The sequence below is a fragment of the Pseudomonas sp. MSSRFD41 genome, assembly GCF_014230245.1.
In the GTDB taxonomy this organism is placed as follows: domain Bacteria; phylum Pseudomonadota; class Gammaproteobacteria; order Pseudomonadales; family Pseudomonadaceae; genus Aquipseudomonas; species Aquipseudomonas piscis.
The window spans coordinates 1-24,417 of record NZ_JACKZK010000043.1 but is presented as its reverse complement, the minus strand read 5'-3'; the positions used below and the strand labels follow the sequence as shown (position 1 = coordinate 24,417).

The following is a 24,417-nucleotide window of genomic DNA, read 5'->3' as shown; positions in this document are numbered from 1 at the left end:
GGTGGCCGACGAGGTGCGGGCCCTGGCCCATCGAACCCAGCAATCGACCCAGGAAATCGAACAGATGATCGGTGGCATCCAGCAGGGCACCGACCTGGCGGTCAATTCCATGCAGCAGAGCAACAGCCGCGCCCGCTCGACCCTGGAAGTGGCCAAGGCGGCCGGCCAGGCCCTGGAGGAGATCGCCTCGGCCTTCACCGAGATCAACGAGCGCAACACTGTCATCGCCAGTGCCTCGGAGCAGCAGGCAGCGGTGGCGCGGGAGGTGGATCGCAACCTGATGAATATCCGCGACCTGGCCCACCAGACTTCGGCGGGAGCCAACCAGACCAGCGCCGCCAGCCAGGAGCTGTCGCGCCTGGCGGTGGATCTCAATGCCATGGTGGCGCGTTTCTCGGTGTGAATCCCGGACAAGAAAAAGCCCCGATCCAGTCGGGGCTTTTGTCAGGCTACGGCGGGGCTTACTTGCCCTGCCAGCGCTTGAGGACCAGGGTGGCGTTGGTGCCGCCGAAGCCGAAGCTGTTGCTCATCACGGTGTTGAAGGCAACGTCTTCGCGGGTCTTGGTCAGGATCGGCATGTCGGCCACTTCCGGATCCAGCTCGTCGATGTTGGCCGAGCCGGCCATGAAGTTGCCTTCCATCATCAGCATGCAGTAGATCGCTTCGTGAACGCCGGCGGCGCCCAGGGAGTGACCCGACAGGCTCTTGGTGGAGCTGATGGCCGGAGCCTTGTCGCCGAACACCTCACGCACGCCTTTCATTTCGGCGACGTCACCGACCGGGGTCGAAGTGCCGTGGGTGTTCAGGTAGTCGATCGGGGCGTCGACGGTGGACATGGCCATCTGCATGCAGCGGATGGCGCCTTCGCCGCTCGGAGCCACCATGTCGTAGCCATCGGAAGTGGCGCCATAGCCGACGATTTCCGCGTAGATCTTGGCGCCGCGGGCCAGGGCGTGCTCCAGCTCCTCGACCACCACCATGCCGCCACCGCCGGCGATGACGAAACCGTCACGCTGGGCGTCGTAGGCGCGGGAGGCTTTTTCCGGGGTCTCGTTGTACTGGGTGGACAGGGCGCCCATGGCGTCGAACAGGAACGACTGGGTCCAGTGCTCTTCTTCACCGCCGCCGGCGAAGACGATGTCCTGCTTGCCCATCTGGATCTGCTCCATGGCGGTGCCGATGCAGTGGGCGCTGGTGGCGCAGGCCGAAGCGATGGAGTAGTTCAGGCCCTTGATCTTGAACGGCGTGGCCAGGCAAGCGGAAACGGTGCTGCTCATGGTCCGGGTGACGCGGTACGGGCCAACGCGCTTGACGCCTTTCTCGCGCAGGATGTCCAGCGCTTCCATCTGGTTCAGGGTCGAGGCGCCGCCGGAGCCAGCGATCAGGCCGGTACGCGGGTTGGAGACCTGCTCTTCGGTCAGGCCGGAATCGGCAATGGCGTCCTTCATGGCCAGGTAGGCATAGGCTGCCGCGTGGCCGACGAAACGGTAGATCTTGCGATCGATCAGTTCTTCGAGGTTCAGGTCAATGGAGCCGGAAACCTGGCTACGCAGACCCATTTCGGCATATTCCGGGTTGAAGCGGATGCCAGGGCGACTTGCACGCAGGTTAGCGGAGACGGTCTCTTTGTCATTGCCCAGGCACGAAACGATGCCCAGACCAGTGATAACGACGCGGCGCATGCGGATAACCCTTAAAAATTGTCAGTGGAGGTGAACACGCCGACCCGCAGGCCTTCGGCAGTGTAGATTTCCTTGCCGTCGACGCTGACCGAGCCATCGGCGATGGCCAGGTTCAGCTTGCCCTTCAGGACGCGTTTGATATGGATGTTATAGGTGACCTTCTTGGCGCTTGGCAGCACCTGGCCGAAGAATTTGACTTCTCCCGAGCCCAGGGCGCGACCGCGGCCCGGCAGGCCTTGCCAACCCAGGAAGAAACCCACCAGCTGCCACATGGCATCCAGGCCCAGGCAGCCTGGCATTACCGGGTCGCCTTCGAAATGGCAGGCGAAGAACCACAGGTCCGGAGTGATATCCAGCTCGGCGACCAACTCACCTTTGCCGTACTTGCCGCCTTCGCCGCTGATATGAGTGATGCGATCGATCATCAGCATGTTGCCGGCGGGCAGTTGCGCATTACCTGGGCCGAACAGCTCACCGCGACTGCAGCGCAGCAGATCTTCCCGAGTAAAGGCGTTTTGTTTGGTCATGCGAGCTCCTCAATAGTCCCGTGCGGCAGGGTTGGGCAAATCTTCCCGGCCGATCGAAGCGTTCATGCCTCGAGCCGGCAGCCTACTCATAGACTATTGCGTTGTAGTGAAAGTCACAGCGCCAAGGGCATGAATGTACACTTGTGCACTGAAATTTTTTTCGGAGGCCTTTTCGGGGCCCCATCGGGTGCCTAAGACTGCCGCACTTTCGCCCGCCACGCCAGTCGCAGATGTTTGAAAATAGCCCGCTATTGCACCCAACGTTGGAGAATTTGCTGTAGATCCGCCCGCTTGAAAGGCTTGGCCAGATAGTCGTTCATGCCGGCTGCGAGGCAGGCTTCACGGTCACCCTGGAGGGCGTTGGCGGTCAGCGCGATGATGGGCAGATCGGCACAGCCGGGCAGTTGCCGGATCTGCCGGGTGGCCTCGTAGCCGTCGACCAGCGGCAGCCGGCAATCCATCAGGATCGCCTCGAAAATCAGGCTTTCGGCACTGCGTACCGCCTGGGCGCCATCGGTGACGATGCTCACGCTGAAGCCCAGGCTGCGCAACATGGCCTGGATCACGGTCTGGTTCACCGGGTTGTCCTCCACCAGCAGCACGTTGCGGCCCGCGCCCTGGTCCGCCGCGGTACTGGCCCGTGGGGCCGCTACCGGCAGCGTCTGCTGGAACAGCGCCAGGGGGATCTCCAGGGTGAACACCGAGCCCCGGCCTTCTTCGCTCTGGGCCCGCAGGGTGCCGCCCATGCGCTCGGCCAGGGTCCGGGCGATGGGCAGGCCCAGGCCGGTGCCGCCATAGCGCCGGGAAATCGAGCTGTCGGCCTGCTGGAAGGCGTCGAACATCGATTCCAGGCTGGCCGGGTTGATGCCGATGCCGCTGTCGCGCACCGCACAGGTGAACCACAGGAGCTCGTGGTCCAGGGCCTGCCACTGGGCTTCGATGGTCACGCTGCCTTGTTCGGTGAACTTCAGCGCGTTGCCGACCAGGTTGACTAGGATCTGGCGGATTCGCGTCGGGTCGCCCTTGACCTGTAACGACTCCAGCCCCGGCGCCAGCCGCAACTGCAGGTCCAGGCCCCGTTGCAGCGCGCTGTGCTGGAAGGCCTGGGCCGAGCTGGCGATCAGTTCGGCCAGGTTGAACGGAATGTGTTCCAGCTCCAGGGCCGAGCGCTCGATCCGCGAGAAGTCGAGGATGTCGTTGATCACCTTGAGCAGATGCTCGGTGGATTCCGAGGCCAGTGCCGCGTACTCGCGTTGCTCGCGGGTCATTTCGGTGGTTTCCAGCAGCTGCAGCATGCCCAGCACGCCATTCATCGGCGTGCGCAACTCATGGCTCATCATGGCCAGGAAGTCCGACTTGGCCCTGTTCGCCTGTTCCGCTTCTTCCCGGGTCTGGATCAGTTGGGACATGGCCTGCTGTTGTTCGCGGCTGGCCAGTTCCAGGCCGGCGGCGAGGTTGTTGATGTGCCGCGCCAGGTTGCCCAGCTCGCCATCGTCGACGATGGGCAGCGGGGTCTTGAAGTCACCTTCCTGGATCGCCCTGACCGCGTTGCTCATGGCCCTGATCGGCTGGGCCAGGCCGGCGGCCAGGCGTCGGGCCAGCAGGAAGGTGAAGAGCAGGGCGAACAGGGCGAGGATCCCGGCCTTGAGGACGATTTCCTGTTGGCGCTGGCTGAAGGCGTCGTTGGACATGCCGACCAGCACGCGCCCCAGGTAGCCGTCGCCCTGGCTGGCCAGGCTGCCCGGATCCTCTTGCAGGAAGTCGTTGTGCACCTGGATCCGCTGCAGCCGCACCGGGGCCTGGAACACCTTGATCTGTTTCGCATGGTCATGGCTGGCCGAAGGCTGCTCGACATACACCAGGATGTTGTTGGCGCTGTCCTGGACCTCCAGGAATTGCACGTGGGGCGTACTCAGGGTCGCCTGCAACAGGCTTTCCAAGCCTTCATTGTTGCCGGAAATCACCCCGTACTCGGTGGCCGGGGCCAGTTGGTTGGCGATCAACTGGCCGGTGTGGTCCAGCTCCTGGTGCAGGTCCTGGATGCGCACGAAGGTGAAGAAGCTGATCAGCAACAGTGTCAGGAGCAGGGCGGGGCCGAGGCTGATCAGCTGAGTGCGGGCCTGGATATCCCAACGGCGACGCAATGTCATGGGCGTTTCTCTCCTTCGCTCAACTGGCGGGCGACGGCCTCAGGATCGATTTCCTCGATGCCCAGGGAGCGTGCCACCTGTGGATTGCTCAATACCTTGAAGGCCGCCGGGTACAGCGAGCGGGGCCATTGGGCCGGTGGCCGGTCGAGCAGTTGGTCCAGGGTCTGCAACCAGTCCCGCTGGTCGCTGTAGGTGCTGGCCAGGCTGCCGGCCCTGACGAAACCGGCGTTGGGCCCGACCAGGGCCTGTTGCCGGGCATAGCTGCTGAGCAGCAGGTTCTTGACGGTCTTGGGGTTGTACAGGCTGGGGTCGTCCAGGCCCAGCAGGACTTCGCTGTTGCGCAGTACTTGCTGCAATGGACGGCTGTCGGCGATGTCGTCCCAGGCTTCGGCGACGATCTCCAGCCCCAGCGCGCGCGCTGCCTGGCGCAGTTCCTCGAGCAGGAACCGGCTGTCCTGGCTGTACAGCACGCCCACCCGGCGGACCTGGGGCAGCACCTCGTGGATCAGGCGTAGCTGGCGTGCCCCGGGCGGGTCGCTCCACAGCAGGCTGAGCCTGGGCGGCGGCGTGCCCGGTAGGCGTTGGGCGGCTTGCAGGCGACTGATGCGCAGCACCAGGGTCGCCGGGCCCTGCGCGTCCTGCAGGCGCCAGTCGAGGCTTTGCGGGTCCAGCAGGATCAAGCGCGTGGCCGCCGGCAAGAGGCCCGGTGCGGGCAGTTGCTCGAGCGGCACGAAGCGCACCTGGTCCTGGGGGCGCAAGCCGGCCAGTTCCCGGGCGAAGTTGCGCACGCTGTCGCTGTCTTCGCTGGCGGTCAGCAGCACTTCGGCGGCGCGCAACGGCGCGCACAGCAGCCAGCCCAGCAGCAGCAGGCTCCAGCCGAGTCGAGGCAGGCCCTTGCGCGAGCGAGCCATGCTAGAACTCCAGCTCCGCGCTGAAGTACAACGTGTGGCGGGAGTCGTAGCGGTTGTCGGCGAAGGTGAGGGGCTGGTGGTCGAGCCGCTGTTGCAAGGTGCCGGCCAGCTCCAGGTTGGCCTTGCCCAAGGACAGGCGCTTGGCGACGCGGGTGTCGACCCGCTGGAAACGGTAGCCGTTGAGGGCGCTGTCTCCGTAATAGAAGAGTGCGCTGGACCAGCCCTGGCCCCAGTTGCGCAGCCAGCCGGCCGAGCCGCTGTTGCTGGCGCTCAAGCGCTGGTCCAGGCGGTTGCTGGCCTGGGCATGCACGTAGGCGTAGGTCAGGCGCAGGCGGTCGGCGCGGCTCAGCTGCCAATCCAGCTGGCTTTCGCTGCCGGTGAAACGCGCCGAGTTGCTGTTGCTGGCGATGTACTGGTTGTTGCGCAGCGGCTCGCTGACCATCCTGCTGATTTCGTCGTAGAACAGCTTGATATCCAAGTTCAGCCGCTGGTCGACGAAATAGCCGTTGTAGCCCAGCTCCCGGGAGCGCATGCGTTCCTGGTCGAGGTCGCCGGGGCCGCGGGTCTTGACGAAGTACTGGGCGCTGTCCTGGCCGTAGACCGGCGCGCTCAGGCCGGTGACCCGGTAGCTCCAGTTGACGTTGTTCTCGAACATGTCCGGGGAACGGATGGCTTCGGAGTACACCGCCCGCAACCCGTGGCGCGGGTTGATCAGGTAGTTGACGGCGATCCGCGGGGTCAGGGAGTCGCCGGTGAGCCGGGCGTCTTCGTACATGGCCCCGCCCTGGATCAGCCAGTGTTCGCTGGCCCGCCATTCCAGCTGGCCGAACAGGCGCCAGGTGGTGTCGTCCAGCACGCCGTTGAAATAGGTCTCGGAGTCGGCGCGGTCGTAACGGTAGTTCATGCCGCTGACCAGCCGCAGATCGTCGGCCAGGCTCAGGGTGTCCTGTATTTCCAGGTCGTAGCGGGTTTCCCGGGTGCTCTGGTCGATATTGCCGCAGACGGGGTTCTTGCCGCCGGCGTTCCATTGATCGATGACCTGCCGCGCCAGTGCTGTTTCTTCCTCGGTTCCTGCCGGTGCCGCGCCGGGGTTATCAGGCATGTGGCGCGCCAGGCGTTCGGTGTAGTTCGGGTTGAGCTGCCACAGGCGCGCCAGTTCGGGACTGAAGGACAGGGCCGCATCGCAAGCCCTCCAGTTCTGCTGGCGATCCCAGTGCTGGGCCGAGCCCTGGACGTAGAGGCTGTGCCGTGGGTCCAGGTCCAGGTTCCAGCGCAGGGAGGTCGCATAGTCCTTGGCGATCACGTCGGAGTTGTAGCCTTTCTCGGCGTAGTTCTTGAATACCGGCTGATAGGTGTAGGGCCGCTGGTTGCTGCCTTCCTTGGCATTGAATTGCCAATCGAGGCTCTGGCGTTCGTCGAGCATCTGGCCGAGCGCCAGGCTGATGCGGTCCAGGCGCCGGCTGTCGCGATAGTCCGAGCCGTCCTGGCGCTTGTCGAAGCCATCGTCCTCCTGGCCCGAGAGCGACAGGCGCAGGTCGCCACCGTCCCAGCCGGTACCCTGGCTGGCGTACCAGTCGGCTACACCGCGCTGGCCACGGGTCACCTTGATCCGCGTGCCATGGCTGTTGGCCGGCGAGCGGGTAATGATGTTGACCACCGCCATCAATGCGTTGGCGCCGTAGCTGACGGTATTGGGGCCGCGGAATACCTCGATGCGCTCGATATCCTCCATGGCCACCGGAATGTCGCTCCAGTCCACGGTGGCCAATCCGGTCCGATACACCGAGCGCCCGTCGATCAGGACCTGCATGCGCCGGGCTTCGCTGGCGCTGGTGCCGTGGTAGTTGACCGTGGCCTGGTTGCCGCTGATGGCGCCGACCATCATCCCCGGCACCAGGCGCAGCAGTTCGCTGATGTCCCGGGCGCCACTGGCCTTGATCAATTCGTTGTCCAGCACGGTCATGCTGCCGGGCACCGCGGCGGGGGATTGTTTCAGGCGGGTGGCGGTCAATACCTGGGGCAGTGCGTCGTCGACGAACAGATCTTCGGCCAGCGCCGGATGACTGGATAGCATGCCCAGCAGCAGTGACAGGCGAAGGGGGGAGGGACCAGCGGGCACGGCGCAGCCTTGAAACGTGAAGGATGGCGCGCATGTTAACCGAGACGGTCGAGTTTTCCAGTCGATGGGCCTGCATCCGCCGAGCGCCTGCGCGGGTTTCCGACAGATCGCCCGGGCAGCCGACGGGGCTGGTGGTGGGATGGCCGCCCCGTATAATGCCGCCATCGCCACTGCTATGGAAAAACGGATTGCATATGACACAACAGCGCCCTATCGCGGTCCTGGGAGGCGGAAGTTTCGGTACCGCCGTGGCCAACCTGCTGGCCGAGAACGGCCAGGCGGTGCGGCAGTGGATGCGTGATCCCGAGCAGGCCGAGGCCATTCGGCTCAATCGCGAGAATCCGCGTTATCTCAAGGGCATCAAGATCCACCCGGCGGTGGAGCCGGTCACCGACCTGCTGGCCACCCTCGAGGACAGCGACCTGTGTTTCGTCGCCTTGCCCTCCAGCGCCCTGCGTGCGGTGCTGGCGCCCCATGCACAACGACTCAGCGGCAAGATGCTGGTCAGCCTGACCAAGGGCATCGAGGCCCAGACCTTCAAGCTGATGAGCCAGATCCTCGAGGACATCGCGCCCCAGGCGCGGATCGGCGTGCTCTCGGGCCCCAACCTGGCCCGCGAAGTGGCCGAACATGCCCTGACCGCCACGGTGGTGGCCAGTGAGGACGAGCCACTGTGCCAGGAAGTCCAGGCGGTGCTGCATGGCCGTACCTTCAGGGTCTACGCCAGCGCCGACCGCTTCGGCGTCGAGCTGGGCGGCGCCTTGAAGAACGTCTACGCGATCATCGCCGGCATGGCGGTGGCCCTGGGCATGGGGGAAAACACCAAGAGCATGCTGATCACCCGGGCCCTGGCGGAAATGACCCGCTTCGCCGTGAGCCAGGGGGCCAACCCCATGACCTTCCTTGGCCTGGCCGGGGTCGGCGACCTGATCGTCACTTGCTCCTCGCCCAAGAGCCGCAACTACCAGGTGGGCTTCGCCCTGGGCCAGGGCCTGAGCCTGGACGAGGCGGTGAGCCGCCTGGGCGAAGTGGCGGAAGGGGTCAACACCCTCAAGGTGCTCAAGGCCAAGGCCCAGGAGCTGGGGGTCTACATGCCGCTGGTAGCCGGGTTGCACGCGATCCTGTTCGAAGGCCGGACGCTCACCCAGGTGATCGAGCTGTTGATGCGCGGCGAACCGAAAACCGATGTCGACTTTATCTCCACCAGCGGATTCAACTGAGCAGTACAGGAGCGAAACATGAACGATACGAATTCCGAGGCCAAGTACGAATCCATTCTCCTGCGGGTGTTGTGGATGCTGGTATTCGCCCTGGTGTGGCAGGTGGCGCAGTTCCTCCTGGGGGCGCTGGTGGTGGTGCAACTGATCTATCGCCTGGTCTACGGTGCGCCGAATGCCAGCCTGATGAACTTCGGCGACAGCCTGAGCCAGTTCCTGGCGCAGATCGGCCGCTTCGGCAGTTTCCACACCGAACAAAAGCCCTGGCCGTTCGGCGACTGGCCGACGCCCCGGGCTCCGGAGGGCGAGGCGCCCCACAGCGTGCCTCCGGCGTCGCACCCGGTGCGTGACGAGGAGCCCAAGCTGTGAGGCTCTGGGTGTTGCGCCATGGCCAGGCCGAAGCTCATGCGGCCAGCGATGCCGAGCGCAACCTGACGGCCCATGGCCGGCAGCAGGTGCTGGCCAGCGCCGCGCAACTGATCGGCCAGCCCATCGCCGGGATCCTTGCCAGTCCCTATGTCCGGGCCCAGCAAACCGCGCACCTGGTGCGTGAGGCCCTGGGCTTCGAGGGCGAGGTGCGTACCGTATCCTGGCTCACCCCGGACACCAACCCACTGAAGGCGCTGGAGCAGCTGGACGGCGCCGAGAACCTGTTGCTGGTCAGCCACCAGCCGTTGGTGGGCAGCCTGATCGGCTTGTTGCAGCATGGTCACCTGCGTGACCCGCAAGCCATGGACACCGCCAGCCTGGCGGAGTTGGCAGGCGACTGGCCGCTGGCCGGGGCCATGACCCTGGTTCGCGTCGACCATCCCTGATGTCCTCGCCGCCGGGCCCATGGGCTCCGGTGGAGGGTGTCGGCAAGGCTGATGCCGGCTACATTTCTTAACTTGCAGCGCTCCCTGGTGCGTGGAATAGTCGACCGAGCAAGTGCTTGGTTGGTTAGCGGCTGTTCCCGAACACAACAAGAACAAAGGAGCGCGTCATGTCTGCTGCTTTTCGTTTGCCGTTGCAAGTGTTCTACCAGCGTGAGGCAAGTCATCCCCAGCAACTTTTCCTGGTCCAGCCCAGCGCCGGTGGCCAGGTGCAGGAACTGAGCTGGGCCGAAGTCGCCCAGCAGGTCCGACGCGCCGCCCAGTGGCTGCGGGAGCGGCAACTGCCGGCCGGCAGCCATATCGCGATCATCGGCAAGAACTCCGCCCACTGGATCATCGCCGACCTGGCGATCTGGATGGCCGGGCATGTCTCGGTGCCGCTGTACCCCAACCTCACCGCCGAGTCGGTGGCCCAGGTGCTGGAGCATTCCGGATCGGCCCTGGCGTTCATCGGCAAGCTCGATGCCTGGCCGGAAATGTCCCGGGGCATCAGGCCCGGATTGCCCACCATCAGCCTGCCATTGGCGCCGCAGGGCAGCTTCGACTTCAACTGGGAGGCACTGCAGCGTTGCCAGCCAATGACCGACAGCCCCTGCCCGGCGCCCGACCAACTGGCCACCATCATCTATACCTCCGGCACCACCGGATCGCCCAAGGGCGTGATGCACAGCTTCGGCAACCTCGGGTTCACCGCCAGCCATGGAGTCCGGATGTTCGGCCTGGGGCCTGGCGACCGGCTGCTGTCCTACCTGCCGTTGTGCCATGTGGCCGAGCGCGTGTTCGTCGAGATGGGCGCGCTCTACACCGGGCAGACGATCTTTTTTGCCGAGAGCCTCGATACCTTCCTGGCCGACCTGCGGCGTGCCCGGCCCACGGCGATGTTCGGCGTGCCGCGGATCTGGACCAAGTTCCAGATGGGGGTCTACGCCAAGATGCCGGCCAAGCGCCTGGACCTGCTCCTGGGCCTGCCGCTGATCGGCAAGTGGGTCGGGCACAAGGTCCTGGCGGGGCTGGGGCTGGATGCGCTGCGCGTGGCCCTGTCCGGAGCCGCGCCAGTGCCCCAGGCCCTGCTGCATTGGTACCAGCGCCTGGGCCTGGATGTGCTGGAGGTCTACGGCATGACCGAGAACTGTGGTTACTCCCATTTGGGCCGCGCGGGGGAATACATCCCGGGCTGGATCGGCCGGCCCTGTCCCGAGGTCCAGGTGCGCATCGCCGCGGACGGCGAGGTCCAGGTCCGCAGCCGGGCGGTGATGCAGGGTTACTACAAGGACCCGCAGAAGACCGCCGAGACCATCACCGAGGATGGTTTTTTACGCACCGGCGACAAGGGCGAGCAGGATGCCGCCGGCAACCTGCGCCTGACCGGCCGGCTCAAGGAAATCTTCAAGACCAGCAAGGGCAAGTACGTGGCGCCGGCGCCCATCGAGACCCGCCTGGCCGAGCATGCGCACATCGAGCAGGTATGCGTGGTCGGCGATGGCCTGAGCGCGCCTTTGGGCTTGTGCGTGTTGTCGGCGGCCGGCCAGCGCGAGGCCGATGGCAGCGCTCGCGAAGGCTTGCACAGCAGCCTGGAAAACCTCCTGGCCCAGGTCAATGGCGGCCTGGACAAGCACGAGCGCGTGCATCGGCTGGTGGTGGTCAAGGGTAGCTGGGCGGTGGAGAACGGTTTCCTGACCCCGACCCTGAAGATCAAGCGCAATGTGATCGAGTCCACTTATGGCGACAGCTTCCAGGCCTGGAGCGAGCGCGAGGAAGTCGTGCTGTGGCAGGATTGAGCGACCAACCTACAAGAAGGAAGTGGCGATGAGCCTGTGGCGTACCACCCCCAACCTCGAGCAATTGAATGCGTTCCAGAAGAACACCATCGGCGAAGTGCTGGATATCCGCTTCGAGGCTTTCGACGAGCAGTCCCTGAGCGCCAGCATGGTCATCGACCATCGTACCCACCAGCCCTACGGGCTGCTGCATGGCGGGGCTTCGGTGGTGCTGGCCGAGACCGTCGGCTCCATGGCCAGCTACCTGTGCATCGATGCCAGCAAGTTTTACTGCGTGGGGCTGGAGATCAATGCCAACCACCTGCGCGGCTTGCGCAGCGGGCGGGTCACGGCGGTGGCCAGGGCCATCCATATCGGTCGCACTACCCACGTCTGGGATATCCGCCTGAGCAGCGACGAGGGCAAGGCCAGCTGTGTGTCGCGCCTGACCATGGCGGTGGTGCCGCTGGGACAGAACCCGCCGGCCGCCTGAGCCGAGGCCATAGGCCGGGCCGGGGTGTCAGTATTCCTGGCGGTTACGGTCATTGCCCTGGCGGCGGAGCTTGCGGAAAATCGCCGTTGATTTGGTAAATGGATGGGTCGGTATGTCGCAACAGGTGTTTTTCGCTCACGCCAATGGGTTTCCCTCCGGCACCTACGGCAAGCTGTTCGCCGCCCTGGCGCCGGAATTCACGGTGACTCATCTGCAACAGCATGCCCATGACCCGCGTTTTCCGGTGGACGATAACTGGCGCAGCCTGGTGGACGAGCTGATCCACCACCTGCAACAGCAGTCCCAGCCGGTGTGGGGCGTCGGGCACTCGCTGGGCGGCGTGCTGCACCTGCATGCGGCCCTGCGCTGCCCGGAACTGTACCGGGGCGTGGTGATGCTCGACTCACCGGTGCTGACCCGGGCCGACCAATGGGTGATCCGTGCGGCCAAGCGCTTGGGCTTCATCGATCGGCTGACCCCGGCCGGGCGCACCCTGGGGCGGCGCGAGGAGTTCAGCGATATCGAGTCGGCCCGCCGCTACTTTTCGCGCAAGACGCTGTTCCGCGCCTTCGACCCCGATTGCCTGGATGCCTACCTGGAGCACGGCCTGCAACAGGTGGGGGATCGCCTGCGTCTGCGCTTCGACCCGGCCACCGAGATCAGCATCTATCGTGGCGTGCCACACACCAGCCCCGGCAGCGCCCATCAGCTCAAGGTGCCCCTGGCGGTGGTGCGAGGCCAGCAGAGCAGGGTGGTGATGCGCCATCACACCAGCGCCGTGGCACGCATGTCCCAGGGGGTGTCGCTGACCATGCCCGGTGGGCACATGTTCCCCCTGGAACGACCCGAAGCCACCGCGCTCTTGCTCAAGGACCTGTTCAACCGCTGGCAGCACGGCCAGCAGCGGAGCCTTGCATGAGCCAGGGTGTGGAGGAAGTGCGCCTGAGCCTGCCGCATATCGAGCTGGCGGCACATTTGTTCGGTCCAGAGGACGGCCTGCCGGTAATCGCCCTGCACGGCTGGCTGGACAATGCCAACAGCTTCGCGCGCCTGGCGCCCAAGTTGCGCGGCCTGCGCATCCTGGCCCTGGACCTGGCCGGCCACGGGCACTCCGGGCATCGCCCGGCGGGAGCGGGATACGCCCTGTGGGACTACGTGTACGACGTATTGCAAGTGGCCGAGCAACTGGGCTGGCGGCGCTTCGCCCTCATGGGCCACTCCCTGGGGGCCATCGTGTCCCTGGTATTGGCGGCGGCCATGCCCGAGCGAGTCAGCCAGCTGGCGCTGATCGACGGCGTCATCCCGCCCACGGCCAGTGGCGAGGGCGCAGCCGAGCGCCTGGGCATGGCCTTGCAGGCGCAACTGGCCTTGCAGGACAAGCGCAAGCCGGTCTACAGCACCCTGGAGCGCGCCGTCGAGGCGCGGATGAAAGGCCTGGTGGCCGTCAGCCGGGAAGCCGCCGAGCTGCTGGCGCAACGAGGCCTGATGCCGGTGGCCGGAGGCTATACCTGGCGCAGCGACAGCCGCCTGACCCTGGCTTCGCCCCTGCGCCTGACCGAGGAACAGGCCATGTCCTTCGTCCAGCGGGTCGCCTGCCCGACGCAACTGGTGGTGGCGGCCGATGGCATGCTGGCCCGGCACCAGGCGTTGCTGCAGCGTCTACCCTTCAACCTGGAACAGCTGCCGGGCGGGCACCATCTGCATTTGAACGATGAGGCCGGTGCCACCTTTGTCGCAGACTGTTTCAATCGGTTTTTCGCCGTTCCTTGACTTGACCAGGGCAACTGTCGAGGCTTGGCGGGTTGAAATGGGAGACAACCATGATAGATCTGTACACCGCTGCGACCCCCAATGGCCACAAGGTTTCCATCCTGCTTGAAGAGCTCGGCTTGCCTTACACCGTGCACGCCTTGAGCTTCGACAAGAAGGAACAGAAGGCGCCGGCGTTCCTCAAGATCAATCCCAATGGGCGTATTCCGGCCATCGTCGATCGCGACAATGGCGATTTCCCGGTATTCGAGTCCGGGGCGATCCTTATCTACCTGGCCGAGCGTACCGGTCGCCTGCTGCCTGCCGATGCCAAGGGACGTTCGCAGGTCATGCAGTGGCTGATGTTCCAGATGGGCGGCATCGGCCCCATGCAAGGCCAGGCCAATGTGTTCTTCCGCTATTTCCCGCAGAAGCTGCAGGGTGCCATCGACCGCTACCAGCATGAGACCCGGCGTTTGTACGAGGTGCTCGACACGCGCCTGCAGCAGGTCGACTACCTGGCCGGCGACTACAGCATCGCCGACATCGCCACCTTTCCCTGGGTGCGCGGCCATGACTGGTCGGGCGTTCCGGTCCAGGGGCTGGAAGCGCTGCAGCGCTGGATGGCGGCCATGGAGGCCCGGCCCGCGGTCCAGCGCGGCTTGCAGGTTCCACAACGCAGTGACGACGCCAGCGTCGTCAAGGGCGCCCAGGCCATGCTGATCCGATGAGGGCCCCGATGCGTTCATCCAGCTTCCTGGGCCTGTCCCTGGCCAGTGCGCTGGCGGTTGCCGCCGACCTTCCCGGAAGCCAGGACCTGCCCCTGGTGCCCCGCCTGACCGATGCCCAGATCGTCGATTACCGCCCCGAGGTAGAACAGGAGCGGATCTACCCCATGGGCTCGATCCGCAAGATCAGCGGCCAGTTGCGTTTCGACGGCCAGGTCAATGCCCGGGGCAAGCTCACCGCCATTACTTACCAACTGCCGGCCGAGCGCAGCTCCAACGAAGCCTTCACCCTGGCCCGCGAGGCCTTGCAGAAGCAGGGCGCCGAACTGCTGTTCTGGTGCCAGGCGCGGGACTGCGGCGAAAGCAGCCTGTGGGCCAACGAGGTGTTCGGCAACGCCAAGCTGTACGGCGTCGACGAGCAGCAGGCCTACTTGCTGCTGCGCCTGGCGGCCCCGCAGGACAATTCCCTGGTGGCCCTGTACAGCATCACCCGGGGCAATCGCCGGGCTTATCTGCATGTGGAGCAGTTCGCCGCCGGTACTCCACTGGGCGAATTGCTGCCCACCTCCGCGACCTTGCTGCGGCAGTTGAAAGACACCGGCCGGCTGGACCTGGCCAGGCTGGCCGAGCCACAACCGACCTGGCTCACCTTGCTGTCGCGTGGGTTGAACCTGGACACCACCTTGCGGGTCAGTCTCTCCGGTAGGCAGGCCGAAGCCTGGCGCCAGGCCCTGATCGGCCAGGGCGTGCGCGCCACGCGGCTGGAAACCGGCGACACCCAGGCCTCCGGCCTGCACTTCGAACTGCTGCGTTAAGCTCTTGCAGGCGGCCCGTCTTCGCGGGCTCGCCTACTCTTCACTGGTGACTCTTGCGCGAGACATTTCATGCCCAATAACGATCGCCTGCTGGTGCAGATCCTGCTCCTGGTGCTGTTCGGTGCCAGCTTCTGGGTGATGGCGCCCTTCTGGTCGGCCCTGTTCTGGGGGGCGGTGCTGGCCTTTGCCAGCTGGCCGCTGATGCGTTTGCTGACCCGCTGGCTGCATGGCCGCGAATCCCTGGCCGCCGGCCTGCTGACCCTGGGCTGGATGCTGCTGGTGGCGGCACCGCTGGTCTGGCTGGGCCTCAACCTGGCGGACCATGTGCGTGATGCCACCGCCTTCATCAAGGATGTCCAGGTCGATGGCCTGCCCCAGGCGCCAGCCTGGCTGGGCGGCCTGCCGTTGGTGGGCGAGCGCCTGGTGGGCGTCTGGAACAGCATCGACGAACAGGGCGCGGCGCTGATGGTGGCGGTCAAGCCGTACCTGGGGCAGGTGGGCAACTGGTTGCTGGCCCGTAGCGCCCAGGTGGGCGGGGGCATCCTGGAACTGACCCTGAGCCTGGTCTTCGTATTCTTTTTCTACCGTGACGGCCCGCGCCTGGCGCTGTTCGTGCACAAGTTGCTGGAGCGGTTGATCGGCGATCGCGCCGGCTACTACATCGACCTGGTGGCCGGCACCGTGCAGCGCGTGGTCAACGGTGTGATAGGTACCGCGGCGGCCCAGGGCCTGCTGGCTTTGATCGGCTTCATCATCGCCGGGGTGCCCGGGGCGCTGGTACTGGGGATCGTCACCTTCCTGCTCAGCCTGATCCCCATGGGACCGCCGCTGGTGTGGATCCCGGCCACGGCCTGGCTGGCCTGGAAGGGCGAGTACGGCATGGCGGTGTTCCTGGGCATCTGGGGCACCTTCATCATCAGTGGGGTGGACAACGTGCTCAAACCCTACCTGATCAGCCGTGGTGGCAACCTGCCATTGGTGATCGTCCTGCTTGGGGTGTTCGGTGGCTTGATCGCCTTCGGTTTCATCGGCTTGTTCATCGGCCCGACCCTGTTGGCGGTGGCCTACAGCCTGCTGCTGGACTGGAGCGCCAGCCAGGCCCGCAACCAGGAACCGCGCTGAGCTCAAGGGCGGTTCAGGCGCAGCACCGCCGTCAGGCCGCCACCTGGGGTTTCTTCGAGCCGCAGGCTGGCGCCCATGCGCTCCGCGGCCTCGCGGGCGATGGTCATGCCCAGGCCGACCCCGCCGGAATTGCGGTTGCGTGAGCCCTCCAGGCGGAAGAATGGCTCGAATACCGCTTCGCGCTGGTCGGCGGCGATGCCCGGGCCATGGTCGATGACCCGGATCAGCAACTGCTCGCGGTCATCCTCCAGGGCCAGGGTCGCTTGGCCGGCATAGCGCAGGGCATTGTCCAGCAGGTTGTTCAGGCATGACTGCAGCGCCATGGGCTGCACCAGCAGCGGTGCGCAATGCCCCTGGGCCTGGACATCGGCGCCCCGGTCCTGGGCGTTCTCGCACATCGACTCCACCAGCGCTTGCACGTCCATCAGCTGCCAGATCTCGCTGGTGCGTTGCTCGTGCAGGTAGCTGAGGGTGGCGTCGAGCATCTTGATCATGTCGTCCAGGTCCTGGCGCATCTGGCTTTGCAGCTTGCTGTCCTCGATCTGCTCCAGGCGCAGCTTGAGGCGCGACAGCGGCGTACGCAGGTCGTGGGAAACCGCGCCGAGCATGCGCCCACGCTGCTGGACTTGCTCGCGAATGCGCTTTTGCATCTGGTTGAAGGTGCTGGCCGCCTGCCGCGCTTCATGGGGGCCGAGTTCTTCCAGGGGTGGGCTGTCGAGGTTCTCGCTCAGGCGTTCGGCGGCGGCGCTGATGCGCTGGATAGGCCGCGACAGCAGCTTGGCGCCGTACCAGGCGGCGATGATCAGCGAGATGAACTGGAACGTCAGCGGCACCAGCGGGCCGCCGAACCAGGGACGTGGTCGCCTGGGAAAGTGTGGCGGTGGACCAGCCGGCTGGCCGCCGTCCACTGCCGTTGCTGTCGGCGCTGGGTTGGGGGGCGGGCGTGGGGGGCCGTAGTGTCTGAACCAGAAGAAGGCCAGCAGGTGGGCGAGTACGATCGCGATCAGCAAGACGCCGAACAGGCGGCCGAACAGCGTATCGAAGCGTCCACGCATCAGCCTATGTCCCGGGCGTCGAACAGGTAGCCTTCGCCACGCACGGTCTTGATCAGTTGCGGTGATTTCGGATCGTCGCCGAGCTTCTGCCGCAGGCGCGACACCAGCAGGTCGATGCTGCGATCGAAGGCCTCGATGGAGCGCCCGCGGGCGGCATCCAGCAATTGCTCGCGGCTCAGCACCCGGCGCGGACGTTCGAGGAATACCCAGAGCAGGCGGAACTCGGCATTGGACAGTGGCACCACCAGGCCGTCGGCGGAAATCAGCTGGCGCAGGACGCTGTTCAGGCGCCAGTTGTCGAAACGGATGCTGCTCCGCTGCTCGCTGCGGTCGTCGCGTACCCGGCGCAGGATGGTCTGGATCCGGGCCACCAGTTCCCGGGGTTCGAAGGGCTTGGCCATGTAGTCGTCGGCGCCCAGTTCCAGGCCGATGATGCGGTCGGTGGGTTCGCAGCGGGCGGTGAGCATCAGGATCGGGATGTCCGATTCGTTACGTAGCCAGCGGCACAGGGACAGGCCGTCTTCACCCGGAAGCATGAGGTCGAGCACCACTACGTCGAAGTGCTCGGCCTGCAAGGCCTGGCGCATGGCGGTGCCATCGGTGACGCCGCTGGCGTGGATGTTGAAGCGCGCCAGGTAGCCGATCAGCAGTTCGCGGATCGGTACGTCGTCATCGACGATCAAGGCCCGGGTATTCCAGCGCTTGTCGTCGCCATTGAGCGGGGCTCTGCCGTCGTCGCTGAAGGGGGCTGGGGTGTTGTGCATGGGCGATCATCTGCCAGGTAGGCTGCCGGTGCCGGGCGGCGACGGCGAGGTTATGGCTTCAGCATAGGCGTCCGGCCCGGAGGCTGGAAGTGCTGTTCGAAGGTGTTGCGGCAGGCGAGGGTAGCGGCGGGGAATGTTGCCGACGTGTCGTCAGTGTATCCGGATTGATACACAAGCCGGCCTGCTCGTCGGCCGGGCGTCTGGTCGCGGACGAATTAGCGCACGGCGGGTCCCGGAGCGACGCGGCTTGCGCTACAATCCGCGCCGATTTCGACTTGCCTGAGAGCCTTTTCATGTCCGCCTGCCAGACACCTATCATCGTCGCCCTGGATTTCCCCACCCGTGACGCCGCACTGAAACTGGCCGATCAACTGGACCCGAAACTGTGCCGGGTCAAGGTCGGCAAGGAGCTGTTCACCAGCTGCGCCGCCGAGATTGTCGGCACCCTGCGCGACAAGGGTTTCGAAGTGTTCCTGGACCTGAAGTTCCACGACATTCCCAACACCACCGCCATGGCCGTCAAGGCGGCTGCAGAGATGGGCGTCTGGATGGTCAACGTCCACTGCTCCGGAGGCCTGCGCATGATGGCCGCCTGCCGTGAGGAACTGGATAAGCGTAGCGGCCCGCAGCCGCTGCTGATCGGCGTCACCGTGCTCACCAGCATGGAGCGCCAGGACCTGGCTGGCATCGGCCTGGACATCGAGCCCCAGGAGCAGGTGCTGCGCCTGGCCGCCCTGGCGCAGAAGGCCGGCATGGATGGCCTGGTGTGCTCGGCCCTGGAAGCCCAGGCGCTCAAGAGCGCCCATCCGTCCCTGCAACTGGTGACCCCGGGGATTCGCCCGGCGGGCAGCGCCCAGGACGACCAGCGGCGGATCCTCACTCCGCGCCAGGCCCTGGATGCCGGTTCCGATTACCTGGTCATCGGCCGTCCCATCAGCCAGGCGGCCGATCCGGCCAAGGCCCTGGCCGACGTCGTGGCCGAACTGGCCCTGTGACCCCCACGGGAGCCGGCGTGCCGGCTCCCGCAGCTTGACCCTGGGCTCAGACCTTGAGCACCAGCTTGCCGAAGTTCTCGCCGCTGAACAGCTTCGCCAGGGTTTCCGGGAAGGTTTCCAGGCCCTCGACGATGTCCTCCTTGCTCTTGAGCTGCCCCTTGGCCATCCAGCCGGCCATCTCCTGCCCGGCGGCGGCGAACTGCGCCGCATGGTCCATCACCACGAAGCCCTCCATGCGCGCCCGATTGACCAGCAGCGACAGGTAGTTGGCCGGCCCCTTGACCGCTTCCTTGTTGTTGTACTGGCTGATGGCGCCGCAGATCACCACCCGGGCCTTGAGGTTCAGGCGAGTGAGCACGGCATCGAGGATCTCGCCGCCGACATTGTCGAAATACACGTCGACCCCCTTGGGGCATTCGCGCTTGAGGCCGGCCTGGACGTCTTCGCTCTTGTAGTCGATGGCCCCGTCGAAGCCCAGCTCCTCGACGAGGAAGCGGCACTTGTCCTGGCCGCCGGCGATGCCCACCACCCGGCAGCCCTTGAGCTTGGCGATCTGCCCGGCAATGCTGCCCACCGCGCCGGCGGCCCCGGACAGCACCACGGTTTCCCCGGCCTTGGGCGCACCGACATCCAACAGGGCGAAGTAGGCGGTCATGCCGGTCATCCCCAGCACCGACAGGTAGCGTGGCAGTGGCGCCAGCCGTGGATCGATCTTATAGAAACCACGGGGCTCGCCGACGAAGTAGTCCTGTACCCCCAGGGCGCCATTGACGTAGTCGCCGACGGCGAAATCCGGGTGCTTGGAGGCGGTCACCTGGCCCACGCCGAGGGCCCGCATCACCTCGCCGATCCCCACCGGCGGGATGTAGGACTTGCCTTCGTTCATCCAGCCACGCATGGCCGGGTCCAGGGACAGGTACTGGTTCTGCACCTGGATCTGCCCGGCGCCGGGCTCGGTCACGGCCACTTGCCGGTAGGTGAAGGTATCGCGGCTGGCCGCGCCAACGGGACGCTTGGCGAGCAGGAACTGGCGGTTGGTCAGGCTGGTCATGGCAGGTCCTCGAGAACTGGGTGAAACCCTAGTTGATAGACCCTCGGGCCGGCAGCCGCAAGGCGTGCCTGCCCGGCGAATGAGCCGCGATCCAGGGTCGTGATAAATGGCCCGGGACCTTCATCACCGGGATGCATGGAGCGGCAAACGGATGCCTGATAGTGCTGCCGCGGCGTCTGTGCTCTATGGCTAGATGGGCCAGGGTATTGGGCCCGTACTGGATTGAGGAGCTTTTGCATGAGCATGACGTTTTCCGGCCAGGTGGCCCTGGTGACCGGCGCGGCCAACGGGATCGGCCGGGCCACCGCCCAGGCATTCGCCGCCCAAGGGTTGAAGGTGGTGGTGGCGGACCTGGATGCGGGCGGCGGCGAAGGCACCGTGGCGCTGATCCGCGAGGCCGGCGGCGAAGCGCTGTTCGTGTCCTGCAACGTCACTCGCGAGGCCGATGTACAACAGCTCATGGCCCGCACCCTCGAGGCCTACGGTCGCCTGGACTACGCCTTCAACAATGCCGGGATCGAGATCGAGAAGGGCCGTCTGGCCGAGGGCTCGCTGGATGAGTTCGATGCCATCATGGGGGTCAACGTCAAGGGCGTATGGCTGTGCATGAAGTACCAGTTGCCGCTGCTGCTGGCCCAGGGCGGCGGGGCCATCGTCAATACGGCGTCGGTGGCGGGCCTGGGGGCGGCGCCGAAGATGAGCATCTACGCCGCTTCCAAGCATGCGGTGATCGGCCTGACCAAGTCGGCGGCCATCGAGTACGCCAAGAAGAAGATCCGGGTCAACGCGGTGTGCCCGGCGGTGATCGACACCGACATGTTCCGCCGGGCCTACGAGGCAGACCCGAAGAAGGCCGAGTTCGCCGCGGCCATGCACCCGGTGGGACGCATCGGCAAGGTCGAGGAAATCGCCAGCGCCGTGCTCTACCTGTGCAGCGATGGCGCCGCCTTCACCACCGGCCATGCACTGGCCGTCGACGGTGGTGCCACGGCCATCTGAGCGATATCGCCGCCCTGGCGACCCAGGCGCCGGGGTGATGATGGAATCGACCTCCAGCGTTCTGAAAACGACCTCTAGCCTGGTTTTTGCCACTATTGCGACACCAGAGGCTTGTGTGTCGGTGCACGCCGTTGCCACCCTTCGAAAAAAAACCATGGCCTTGCAGCCATTGGGGACTTGAGGGGAGTTCGCAGCATGACGACGGCCGCAAGTGGACGCTTTGCCAACCTGGGCATGGCCAAGAAACTGGGGGTGGGCTTCGCCCTGGTGTTGCTGTTGACGGCCCTGGTGGCCGGCATCGGCCTCTGGTCCCTGCAAACCGTCAGCCAGCGCTTCGAGGGCCTCAAGCGCATGTCGCAGCTCAACAGTGGCGTGCTCAAGGTCCGGCTGCTGGAGCAGGGTTATGCGCTGCAGGGTGACAACCAGGGCGCCGATAGCCTGCGCGAGAACCTGGATGCGCTGCTGGGCCTGGCCCGCCAACTCCAAGAGCAGGGCAATCCGGCGGCCATGGGCCAGGTCGACGGGATGCTGGCGGACTATCGCCAGGCTTTCGATGGATTCGTCGAGCTGACCCAGGCCAAGGACCTGGCGCTGGAGATGGCCAGTTGGTCGGTATCCAGCGTGGCCAACAACCTCGACGTGCTGCAGGCCGGCCTGGCCGACGACGGCGCCTATGGCCTCAAAGAGTCCCAGGGCAAGGAGGGCGCCGAGTTCATCGAGCAGGCCAACCAGATCAGCCAGGTCTCGCGCTTGATGTTGCAAGCCATGAACGAGGCCCGGGTGCGCCTGGACCAGAACCGCAAGGGCAGTGACCAGGAGGCGGCCGGGCAGGGCAAGATCGAACAGGCCGAGCAGGCCCTGGCCCTGGTGGAACAGCTGAAGGCCAGCGTCAAGGATGCCGGTTACCAGACGGTCCTCAACGAGGTCTCGGGGCACATCGGCAACTTCAGCGAGAAACTCAACGAGTACACCGACCTGCTGGCTCAGGAAAAGCAGGTCTACCAGCGGTTGCACGAGCGTGCCGCCCAGGTGATGCAGCAGGTCGACCAGGCCTATGCCGCCCAGGACCAGGCGATGCAGGAGGAGCTGGCGAAGAACTCGTTGCTGATCCTCGGGTCCTCGGCCCTGGCGCTATTGGCCGGGTTGCTGGCGGCGCTGGGCATCACCCGGCTGATCGTCCGGCCGCTGCGCAGCGTGATGCAGGTGGCCCAGCAGATTGCCGCCGGTGACCTTCGCGCCACGGTGAGCGTGACCCGGCGCGACGAGATTGGCCAGTTGATGCAAGCCATGCAGCAGATGGGCAGCGGCTTGAGCGGTATTGTCAGCGGCCTGCAATCCGGGATCGAGCGCCTGGCCAGCTCGGCACAATCGCTGTCGGCGGTGACTGAGCAGACCAACCTGGAAGTCAGCACCCAGAAAGAAGAGACCGAGCAGGTGGCCACCGCCATGAACCAGATGACCGCCACGGTTCACGATGTGGCGCGCAATGCCGAGGAGGCGGCCCTGGCAGCCCAGGCGGCGGACGACAAGGTCGAGAGCGGCCAGCGGGTGGTGCGCCAGAGCATGCAGCGGATCGAGCAACTGGCCGACTCCGCGAACCAGGCCAGCAGCGGCATCCAGAGCCTGAGCGCGGAAATCGACAACATCGGCAGCGTGCTGGATGTGATCAAGAGCGTGGCCGAGCAGACCAACCTGCTGGCCCTGAATGCCGCCATCGAGGCGGCCAGGGCCGGTGAGCAGGGACGTGGGTTCGCGGTGGTGGCCGACGAAGTCCGGGCGCTGGCCAAGCGTACCCAGCAGTCCACCGAGGAAATCGCCCGCCTGGTGGCGACCCTGCATGCCGCGGCCGATGCGTCGGTGCGACAGATCCAGGGCAGTGGGGAATTGGTCAAGCAGGCGGTCAGCGATGCGTTGCAGACCGAGAGCGCCCTGGGCAGCATCGCCGCGGCGGTGTCCCTGATCCAGCAGATGAACCAGCAGATCGCCGCGGCGGCCGAGCAGCAGAGTTCGGTGGCCGAAGAGATCAACCGCAGCGTGACCAGCATCCGCGCCAGTGCCGATCAGTCTTCGCAGGCGATGCAGGGCAATGCGGCCTCGAGCATCGAGCTGGCGCAATTGGGGAGCGAGTTGAAATCCATGGTGGGGCATTTCCGCCTGTAGCGGCGGGGAGGGCGGTGTCGCGCTACGCAGGTGCCCGGCGCGGGGCCGGGCACCTGCGGTCGATCAATCGTAGATGACCTTTTTCTTCCAGTCGGCGTCGGCTTCCACTTCCTTGAGGCCCTGGGTCAACTCGTTGACCTCATCCTCGGCTGGCTCCAGGGTCGACAGCACCATGGCGTTGGCGCGGGCCAGGAGCTTGTCCAGATACTCCAGCTGCTCGCTGTAGGCTTTGGGCTCCGGCTGCTTGCGCAGGTACTGCACGCCGCGTTCGAAGGCCAGGCGGGCCTGGCCTGGCTGGTTCTGCTGCAATGCGTATTGCCCCAGGTTGTTGAAGAACTCGATGTGCAGCAGGACCAGGATATGGCGGATCTCCTTGATCCAGCGCTTGGCTTCGTTGGGCTGCAGGAAACCGTCGTGGGCGGCGCGGGTCACCTGGCCATGCATGGCCTCCAGCAGAAAGCGCACGTCCTTGGCCTTGGCTTCGGTCTGGATCGGCGAGGGCGGGTTGTTCACTGGAATCGACTCGCCCTGGCCCACCAGGGTATTGAGCTCGGCCAGGCGGGCCTTGAGCTTGGTGTCGGATTTGTCGAGGTTGAGCATGCGCTGCACGACGTTGAGTTCCAGGCGAGTCAGCAGCAGCTTGAGGCCCGGCGACATGAACTGGCCGGGGAAGGTTTCGGTGATTTCGCCGCAGCGGCGCAGGCGGTCATTGAGTTCGACCTTGGTGCGGGCCTTTTCCAGTTTGTTGTTTTCCACCACATGGTTCATGTAGCCAATGGCGATCAATAGTGCGATCCCGGCTATTACCAGCAGGGTGATCATGAGTGGTGTCACCGTTAAAACCTCGTTATAGGATTTCGCGTGCGAGTGTAGTGGCTTGGCATTTGGGCGCATAGCGCCGCTCGACGAGCCGGGACGGATTGTGCATGTGCCTTCTGTCTTCTATTAGGCATAGCAGAGCAGGGCCGGAGGTGGCCGCTGGGTTCAAATTGATATCACCGGCTGCGAGGACTATAACGCCTTGGCGGATGACAGAATATAGGCGTCAAAGCCCAGACGGCAGAAAAGCCCGTAGGGACCTGAAAACAGCCTCGAAGTCATTGATTTAAATAAAGTTATATCTGGGGGTTGACGACCTTCCAAAGCATCCATAGAATGCGCGCCACTTTCAGCGGAAAGCAAAGCGCGAAACGCTGAAGGGAGTGAATGTTGTAGCGTGTCCCCTTCGTCTAGTGGCCTAGGACACCGCCC

23 protein-coding genes and 1 pseudogene are annotated in these 24,417 nt (G+C 65.4%); 15 read left to right on the top strand and 9 right to left on the bottom strand.

Annotation, left to right across the window (positions count from 1 at the left end; genetic code table 11):
• Positions 1-403 (top strand): methyl-accepting chemotaxis protein (locus H7A76_RS31560; RefSeq protein ID WP_260498134.1); only part of this gene is annotated, 403 nt, incomplete at its 5' end.
• A gap of 58 nt (positions 404-461) precedes the next feature.
• On the opposite strand, the gene fabB is transcribed toward H7A76_RS31560, so the two are convergent.
• The 5 genes from fabB to H7A76_RS31535 all read right to left on the bottom strand — a co-directional run bounded on the left by fabB (position 462) and on the right by H7A76_RS31535 (position 7,344).
• Positions 462-1,682, bottom strand: coding sequence for a beta-ketoacyl-ACP synthase I (fabB, locus tag H7A76_RS31555; RefSeq protein ID WP_185702148.1), 1,221 nt, complete (start codon positions 1,680-1,682; stop codon positions 462-464).
• A gap of 11 nt (positions 1,683-1,693) precedes the next feature.
• Entirely contained in the window at positions 1,694-2,209 is a 516-nt protein-coding gene (gene fabA / locus H7A76_RS31550; RefSeq protein ID WP_022643122.1) for a 3-hydroxyacyl-[acyl-carrier-protein] dehydratase FabA, read from the bottom strand.
• Positions 2,210-2,457: 248 nt separating this feature from the next.
• Positions 2,458-4,359, bottom strand: coding sequence for an ATP-binding protein (locus H7A76_RS31545; protein ID WP_185702147.1), 1,902 nt, complete (start codon positions 4,357-4,359; stop codon positions 2,458-2,460).
• Complete coding sequence (locus H7A76_RS31540; RefSeq protein WP_185702146.1) at positions 4,356-5,270, bottom strand: ABC transporter substrate-binding protein; 915 nt, start codon at positions 5,268-5,270, stop codon at positions 4,356-4,358. Before H7A76_RS31540 ends, H7A76_RS31545 begins: the two co-directional genes overlap by 4 nt.
• A 1-nt stretch (position 5,271) precedes the next feature.
• Complete coding sequence (locus H7A76_RS31535; RefSeq protein WP_185702150.1) at positions 5,272-7,344, bottom strand: TonB-dependent receptor domain-containing protein; 2,073 nt, start codon at positions 7,342-7,344, stop codon at positions 5,272-5,274.
• A 239-nt stretch (positions 7,345-7,583) separates the two neighbouring features.
• Here H7A76_RS31535 and H7A76_RS31530 point away from each other — a divergent pair, with 239 nt between their 5' ends.
• From H7A76_RS31530 to H7A76_RS31485, 10 genes are all read left to right on the top strand, one after another.
• A complete protein-coding gene (locus H7A76_RS31530) occupies positions 7,584-8,609 on the top strand; it encodes an NAD(P)H-dependent glycerol-3-phosphate dehydrogenase (protein ID WP_185702145.1) in 1,026 nt (341 codons plus the stop codon).
• 18 nt (positions 8,610-8,627) lie between these two features.
• Positions 8,628-8,975 carry a DUF4389 domain-containing protein gene (locus tag H7A76_RS31525; RefSeq protein ID WP_185702144.1) on the top strand — a complete coding sequence of 116 codons (348 nt, stop codon included), beginning with the start codon at positions 8,628-8,630 and terminating at the stop codon, positions 8,973-8,975.
• On the top strand, positions 8,972-9,421 hold the full coding sequence (gene sixA, locus H7A76_RS31520; protein WP_185702143.1) for a phosphohistidine phosphatase SixA: 450 nt from the start codon (positions 8,972-8,974) through the stop codon (positions 9,419-9,421). The genes H7A76_RS31525 and sixA overlap by 4 nt, the downstream gene beginning before the upstream one ends.
• A 167-nt stretch (positions 9,422-9,588) precedes the next feature.
• Positions 9,589-11,256, top strand: a complete 1,668-nt coding sequence (locus tag H7A76_RS31515; RefSeq protein ID WP_185702142.1) for an AMP-binding protein — start codon at positions 9,589-9,591, stop codon at positions 11,254-11,256.
• A gap of 28 nt (positions 11,257-11,284) precedes the next feature.
• The gene (locus tag H7A76_RS31510; protein WP_185702141.1) at positions 11,285-11,728 is read left to right on the top strand and encodes a hotdog fold thioesterase; all 444 of its coding nucleotides are present in this window, start codon (positions 11,285-11,287) and stop codon (positions 11,726-11,728) included.
• A gap of 112 nt (positions 11,729-11,840) precedes the next feature.
• On the top strand, positions 11,841-12,647 hold the full coding sequence (locus tag H7A76_RS31505; protein ID WP_185702140.1) for an alpha/beta fold hydrolase: 807 nt from the start codon (positions 11,841-11,843) through the stop codon (positions 12,645-12,647).
• Positions 12,644-13,498: an alpha/beta hydrolase gene (locus H7A76_RS31500; protein ID WP_185702139.1), complete on the top strand. Its 855-nt coding sequence runs from the start codon at positions 12,644-12,646 to the stop codon at positions 13,496-13,498. The genes H7A76_RS31505 and H7A76_RS31500 overlap by 4 nt, the downstream gene beginning before the upstream one ends.
• A 50-nt stretch (positions 13,499-13,548) precedes the next feature.
• Positions 13,549-14,208, top strand: a complete 660-nt coding sequence (locus H7A76_RS31495) for a glutathione S-transferase family protein (protein WP_185702138.1) — start codon at positions 13,549-13,551, stop codon at positions 14,206-14,208.
• 8 nt (positions 14,209-14,216) lie between these two features.
• On the top strand, positions 14,217-15,020 hold the full coding sequence (locus tag H7A76_RS31490) for a DUF4892 domain-containing protein (RefSeq protein WP_409519235.1): 804 nt from the start codon (positions 14,217-14,219) through the stop codon (positions 15,018-15,020).
• 69 nt (positions 15,021-15,089) lie between these two features.
• Positions 15,090-16,142, top strand: coding sequence for an AI-2E family transporter (locus tag H7A76_RS31485; protein ID WP_185702136.1), 1,053 nt, complete (start codon positions 15,090-15,092; stop codon positions 16,140-16,142).
• Positions 16,143-16,144: 2 nt separating this feature from the next.
• Here the strand turns inward: H7A76_RS31485 and H7A76_RS31480 are convergent, their stop codons facing one another.
• A complete protein-coding gene (locus H7A76_RS31480; RefSeq protein WP_185702135.1) occupies positions 16,145-17,197 on the bottom strand; it encodes a sensor histidine kinase in 1,053 nt (350 codons plus the stop codon).
• Positions 17,197-17,961 (bottom strand): response regulator, encoded by a 765-nt coding sequence (locus H7A76_RS31475; protein WP_185702134.1) that lies wholly within the window; start codon positions 17,959-17,961, stop codon positions 17,197-17,199. Before H7A76_RS31475 ends, H7A76_RS31480 begins: the two co-directional genes overlap by 1 nt.
• 293 nt (positions 17,962-18,254) lie before the next feature.
• Here H7A76_RS31475 and pyrF point away from each other — a divergent pair, with 293 nt between their 5' ends.
• A complete protein-coding gene (gene pyrF, locus H7A76_RS31470) occupies positions 18,255-18,956 on the top strand; it encodes an orotidine-5'-phosphate decarboxylase (RefSeq protein WP_185702133.1) in 702 nt (233 codons plus the stop codon).
• Positions 18,957-19,002: 46 nt separating this feature from the next.
• Here the strand turns inward: pyrF and H7A76_RS31465 are convergent, their stop codons facing one another.
• Positions 19,003-20,007 carry an NADP-dependent oxidoreductase gene (locus H7A76_RS31465; protein WP_185702132.1) on the bottom strand — a complete coding sequence of 335 codons (1,005 nt, stop codon included), beginning with the start codon at positions 20,005-20,007 and terminating at the stop codon, positions 19,003-19,005.
• Positions 20,008-20,244: 237 nt separating this feature from the next.
• Between H7A76_RS31465 and H7A76_RS31460 the strand changes: the two genes are divergently transcribed.
• The 3 genes and pseudogenes from H7A76_RS31460 (at position 20,245) to H7A76_RS32930 (ending at position 23,166) form a co-directional block, all read left to right on the top strand.
• Positions 20,245-21,006, top strand: coding sequence for an SDR family oxidoreductase (locus tag H7A76_RS31460; RefSeq protein ID WP_185702131.1), 762 nt, complete (start codon positions 20,245-20,247; stop codon positions 21,004-21,006).
• A gap of 195 nt (positions 21,007-21,201) precedes the next feature.
• Positions 21,202-22,305: pseudogene (locus H7A76_RS32935) on the top strand (HAMP domain-containing protein); the annotation flags it as partial.
• The gene (locus H7A76_RS32930; RefSeq protein WP_409302587.1) at positions 22,285-23,166 is read left to right on the top strand and encodes a methyl-accepting chemotaxis protein; all 882 of its coding nucleotides are present in this window, start codon (positions 22,285-22,287) and stop codon (positions 23,164-23,166) included. The pseudogene H7A76_RS32935 and the gene H7A76_RS32930, both read left to right, overlap by 21 nt.
• A gap of 63 nt (positions 23,167-23,229) precedes the next feature.
• Here the strand turns inward: H7A76_RS32930 and H7A76_RS31450 are convergent, their stop codons facing one another.
• Positions 23,230-23,988 (bottom strand): hypothetical protein, encoded by a 759-nt coding sequence (locus H7A76_RS31450; RefSeq protein WP_185702149.1) that lies wholly within the window; start codon positions 23,986-23,988, stop codon positions 23,230-23,232.
• Positions 23,989-24,417: the final 429 nt, after the last annotated feature.

What these genes read in the sequence shown, in the direction of transcription:
- fabA (WP_022643122.1), bottom strand. Translation starts at nt 2,209, where the DNA reads ATGACCAAACAAAACGCCTTTACTCGGGAAGATCTGCTGCGCTGCAGT.
- H7A76_RS31450 (WP_185702149.1), bottom strand. Translation starts at nt 23,988, where the DNA reads ATGATCACCCTGCTGGTAATAGCCGGGATCGCACTATTGATCGCCATT.
- H7A76_RS31505 (WP_185702140.1), top strand. Translation starts at nt 11,841, where the DNA reads ATGTCGCAACAGGTGTTTTTCGCTCACGCCAATGGGTTTCCCTCCGGC.
- H7A76_RS31465 (WP_185702132.1), bottom strand. Translation starts at nt 20,007, where the DNA reads ATGACCAGCCTGACCAACCGCCAGTTCCTGCTCGCCAAGCGTCCCGTT.
- H7A76_RS31475 (WP_185702134.1), bottom strand. Translation starts at nt 17,961, where the DNA reads ATGCACAACACCCCAGCCCCCTTCAGCGACGACGGCAGAGCCCCGCTC.
- H7A76_RS31515 (WP_185702142.1), top strand. Translation starts at nt 9,589, where the DNA reads ATGTCTGCTGCTTTTCGTTTGCCGTTGCAAGTGTTCTACCAGCGTGAG.
- H7A76_RS31535 (WP_185702150.1), bottom strand. Translation starts at nt 7,344, where the DNA reads ATGCTATCCAGTCATCCGGCGCTGGCCGAAGATCTGTTCGTCGACGAC.
- H7A76_RS31495 (WP_185702138.1), top strand. Translation starts at nt 13,549, where the DNA reads ATGATAGATCTGTACACCGCTGCGACCCCCAATGGCCACAAGGTTTCC.
- H7A76_RS31530 (WP_185702145.1), top strand. Translation starts at nt 7,584, where the DNA reads ATGACACAACAGCGCCCTATCGCGGTCCTGGGAGGCGGAAGTTTCGGT.
- H7A76_RS32930 (WP_409302587.1), top strand. Translation starts at nt 22,285, where the DNA reads ATGCAAGCCATGCAGCAGATGGGCAGCGGCTTGAGCGGTATTGTCAGC.
- H7A76_RS31485 (WP_185702136.1), top strand. Translation starts at nt 15,090, where the DNA reads ATGCCCAATAACGATCGCCTGCTGGTGCAGATCCTGCTCCTGGTGCTG.
- pyrF (WP_185702133.1), top strand. Translation starts at nt 18,255, where the DNA reads ATGTCCGCCTGCCAGACACCTATCATCGTCGCCCTGGATTTCCCCACC.
- H7A76_RS31460 (WP_185702131.1), top strand. Translation starts at nt 20,245, where the DNA reads ATGAGCATGACGTTTTCCGGCCAGGTGGCCCTGGTGACCGGCGCGGCC.
- fabB (WP_185702148.1), bottom strand. Translation starts at nt 1,682, where the DNA reads ATGCGCCGCGTCGTTATCACTGGTCTGGGCATCGTTTCGTGCCTGGGC.
- H7A76_RS31525 (WP_185702144.1), top strand. Translation starts at nt 8,628, where the DNA reads ATGAACGATACGAATTCCGAGGCCAAGTACGAATCCATTCTCCTGCGG.
- H7A76_RS31500 (WP_185702139.1), top strand. Translation starts at nt 12,644, where the DNA reads ATGAGCCAGGGTGTGGAGGAAGTGCGCCTGAGCCTGCCGCATATCGAG.
- H7A76_RS31480 (WP_185702135.1), bottom strand. Translation starts at nt 17,197, where the DNA reads ATGCGTGGACGCTTCGATACGCTGTTCGGCCGCCTGTTCGGCGTCTTG.
- H7A76_RS31510 (WP_185702141.1), top strand. Translation starts at nt 11,285, where the DNA reads ATGAGCCTGTGGCGTACCACCCCCAACCTCGAGCAATTGAATGCGTTC.
- H7A76_RS31545 (WP_185702147.1), bottom strand. Translation starts at nt 4,359, where the DNA reads ATGACATTGCGTCGCCGTTGGGATATCCAGGCCCGCACTCAGCTGATC.
- H7A76_RS31540 (WP_185702146.1), bottom strand. Translation starts at nt 5,270, where the DNA reads ATGGCTCGCTCGCGCAAGGGCCTGCCTCGACTCGGCTGGAGCCTGCTG.
- H7A76_RS31490 (WP_409519235.1), top strand. Translation starts at nt 14,217, where the DNA reads ATGCGTTCATCCAGCTTCCTGGGCCTGTCCCTGGCCAGTGCGCTGGCG.